Source organism: Melaminivora alkalimesophila, from assembly GCF_000282995.1.
Lineage (GTDB): Bacteria > Pseudomonadota > Gammaproteobacteria > Burkholderiales > Burkholderiaceae_C > Melaminivora > Melaminivora alkalimesophila.
Window position 1 is genome coordinate 1 of record NZ_ALEE01000402.1, and the last position, 3,086, is coordinate 3,086.

A 3,086-nucleotide genomic window follows, 5' to 3' on the forward strand; every position below is an offset into this window, starting at 1 on the left:
CACCGGCTGACGGAAGCGGGGCGCCAGCTGCTGCCGGCGGTGGAGGCGATGGAGGCAGCGGTGCTCGGGATGGAGCGCGGCGCGCCGGCAAATACAGCCCAGAGCGGGCTGGCGGGGCTGGTGCGCGTGGGCGTGACGGAGGGTTTCGGCACGCTGGTCCTGGCGCCGCAGCTGGCGCAGCTCACGCGCCAGCACCCGCGCCTGTCGATCGACCTGCTGGCCGTGCCGCGCATGCTGCAGCTGTCGCGGCGCGAGGCGGACATCGTGATCTCGCTGGAGCGGCCGCAGCGCGGCTCGGTGATCGTGACCAAGCTGGCGGACTACGCGCTGCACCTGTATGGCCAGCGCGAGTACCTGGCACGCCGGCCGCTGGTGGCCGAGCGCGAGGACCTGCGCCACCACGATTTCGTGAGCTACGTGGACGACCTGCTGTTCACCAAGGAGCTGCAGTTCCTCGACCAGCTCTACCCGCCCGAGCGCGTGGCGCTGCGCAGCACCAGCATCACGGCGCAGTACGAGGCGGTGCGCGCCGGGGCGGGGCTGGCGGTGTTGCCGGCCTTCCTGGCGGACCGCGACCCGGTGCTGGCGCGCGTGCTGCCGCGCGAGGCGCGCTTCGTGCGCACCTTCTGGATGAGCATGCCGGCCGAGGCCAAGCACCTGGCGCGCACGCAGGCGGTCTGGGCGTTCCTGAAAGAGGTCGGCCACCGCGAGGCGGCGCGGCTGGTGCCCGTGTAAAGCTGGCGGCGGCGCCTACATCGAGGCGTGCAGCATCTCCAGGTAGTCCTCGCGGCTTGCCTCGCGCGGGTTGGTCTTGTGGCAATGGTCGGCCATGGCGCCGCGGATGACGTCGTCGAACATCTGCGGCGTGACGCCCAGCGCCGCCAGACCGCTGGGCAGGCCCAGGCGGGCGCCCATGTCGCGCACGGCTTCCGCCACGTCGGCGCCGCCGGACAGGCCCATGGCGTGCGCCATGCGTTCGAGGCGCCGCTCCTTCCGCACGGCCTCGGCGCCGGCGTTGAAGCGGATGACGGCCGGCAGGAAGATGGCGTTGAGCGTGCCGTGGTGCAGGCGCGGGTTCACGCCGCCCAGGCTGTGGCTGAGCGAGTGCACGCAGCCCAGGCCCTTCTGGAAGGCCATGGCGCCCTGCATGCTGGCGCTCATCATGTTCAGGCGCGCCTCGCGGTCCTGGCCGTTGCGCGTGGCGGCCTCGATGTGGCGCCAGCCGCGCTCCAGCCCGTCGAGCGCGATGCCGTCCGCCGGTGGGTTGAAGGCGGACGACATGAAGGTTTCCATGCAGTGCGCGATGGCGTCCATGCCGGTGGCGGCGGTGAGCGGGGGCGGCAGGCCCAGCGTCAGTTCCGGGTCGCAGATGGCGGCCTTGGGCATCAAGTGCCAGGAGTGAAAGCCCAGCTTGCGCCCGTCGTCGACGATCAGGATGGCGCCGCGCGCGACCTCGCTGCCGGTGCCGCTGGTGGTCGGGACGGCGATCAGTGGCGCCACGCCCTCGGTGATGCGCGGCGAGCCGCCTTCGATGGTCGCGTAGGTGGTGAGCGGACCCTCGTGCGTGGCGGCGATGGCGATGCCCTTGGCGCAATCGATGGCCGAGCCGCCGCCGACGGCGACCAGGCCGTCGCAGCGCTGCTCGCGATAAAGCTGCACGGCGGCGCGCACGGCGGCCTCGGTGGGGTTGGGTGGCGTCTGGTCGAAGATGGCCACGGGCAGGTCCGCGAGCGCGTCGAGCGCGGGCTGCAGCACGCCGGCGGCGCGCACGCCGGCGTCGGTGACGACCAGCGGGCGCTGGATGCCGACGCGCGCGCACTCCTGCGCCAGCAGGCGCACGGCGCCGAAGTCGAACTGGATCTGGGTGAGGTATTGGATCTGGGCCATGACAGCAGGGCAGGCAGGTTGCAATTACGATCAGGCCGTCACAGTACAACGAGGAGACACCGATGCACACGAAGCAAACCCTGGCTGTCCTGGCGCTGGCCGTCGCCTGCGCGACAGGCGCCAATGCCCAATGCCTGAGCGAGGCGCAGGTTGGCGAGATGGCGAGCAGCTATTTCGCGAAGCAACCGGCGGCCAATTTCCCCGCGCTCTCCGATGCCGACGGCGCCTGCACGCGCGGGCCGCTGAACGCGCTGCTGGCGGCGCGCATGGGCAAGGTGGTGGGCTACAAGGCGGGGCTGACCAACCCGGCGGTGCAAAAGCGCTTCAAGACCGACGCGCCGGTGTGGGGCAAGCTCTACGAAGGCATGGTGCAGCCGAGCGGCTTCGCCACCGAGGCGGCCTTCGGGGCGCGCCCGCTCTATGAGGCCGACATGCTGGTGCGCGTGAAGGACGCGGGGATCAACCACGCGCGCACGCCCTACGAGGTGCTGCAGCACATCGACCAGGTCATCCCCTTCATCGAGCTGCCCGACCTGATGGTGCAGAACCCCGGCCAGCTCAATGGCGCGGGCGTGGCGGCGATCAACGTGGGTGCGCGCCTGGGCGTGGCCGGCGCGCCGATCGCGGTGCCGGTCACGCGCGGCGAGCGCTATCGGCTGCTCGATGCGCTCGAGCGCATGGAGGTGCAGCTGACGAACAACAACGGCGAGCTGCTGGCCTCCGGCAAGGGTAGCGACATCCTGGGTCATCCCCTGAACGCCGTGGTCTGGCTTGCGCAGGCGCTGCAGAAGGAGCAGATCACCCTGCAGCCCGGCGATCTGGTGAGCCTGGGTTCGTTCTCGCCGCTGCTGCCTCCGCGCGCCGGCCTGAGCGTGACGGCGACCTACGTCGGCCTGCCGGGCGCCCAGCCGGTGCAGGTGAATTTCCGGTGACGCGGGGCAACGGCCCGGCTGCGGCCTCCCACCCCCACGCGCGGCTCACGCCGCAGATGGCAGGCGTGCTCGAGCGCATGGCGCGTGCCGGGCGGCCGGCGCTCCATACCCTGTCGCCCGAGGAGGCGCGCGCGCTGTACGCCGCCGGGGCGGAGGTGCTGGAAGTGCCGCGGGCCGAGCTGGCGCGGGTGGAGGACCTGCAGGTGGCGAACTACGGCGTGGCGCGCGGGCTCCCGGGCGAATTCGCCGCCAAGGGCTTCGACGACG

The 3,086-nt window shown here is 71.9% G+C and carries 3 protein-coding genes and 1 pseudogene; 3 read left to right on the forward strand and 1 reads right to left on the reverse strand.

Going from position 1 to position 3,086, the window contains the following annotated elements; translation table 11 throughout:
• The coding region (locus tag A612_RS07760; protein WP_019373938.1) for a LysR substrate-binding domain-containing protein at positions 1–735 on the forward strand (735 nt) is incomplete at its 5' end.
• Positions 736–750: 15 nt separating this feature from the next.
• On the opposite strand, the gene A612_RS07765 is transcribed toward A612_RS07760, so the two are convergent.
• Positions 751–1,887: an iron-containing alcohol dehydrogenase gene (locus A612_RS07765; protein ID WP_019373939.1), complete on the reverse strand. Its 1,137-nt coding sequence runs from the start codon at positions 1,885–1,887 to the stop codon at positions 751–753.
• 62 nt (positions 1,888–1,949) lie between these two features.
• On the opposite strand from A612_RS07765, the gene A612_RS07770 reads away from it, so the two are divergent.
• The gene (locus A612_RS07770) at positions 1,950–2,819 is read left to right on the forward strand and encodes a 2-keto-4-pentenoate hydratase (RefSeq protein ID WP_019373940.1); all 870 of its coding nucleotides are present in this window, start codon (positions 1,950–1,952) and stop codon (positions 2,817–2,819) included.
• 56 nt (positions 2,820–2,875) lie between these two features.
• Positions 2,876–3,086 (forward strand): annotated as a pseudogene (locus A612_RS07775) (alpha/beta hydrolase); the annotation flags it as partial.

Coding starts and splice junctions, on each gene's coding strand:
- A612_RS07765 (WP_019373939.1), bottom strand. CDS start 1,887: ATGGCCCAGATCCAATACCTCACCCAGATCCAGTTCGACTTCGGCGCC.
- A612_RS07770 (WP_019373940.1), top strand. CDS start 1,950: ATGCACACGAAGCAAACCCTGGCTGTCCTGGCGCTGGCCGTCGCCTGC.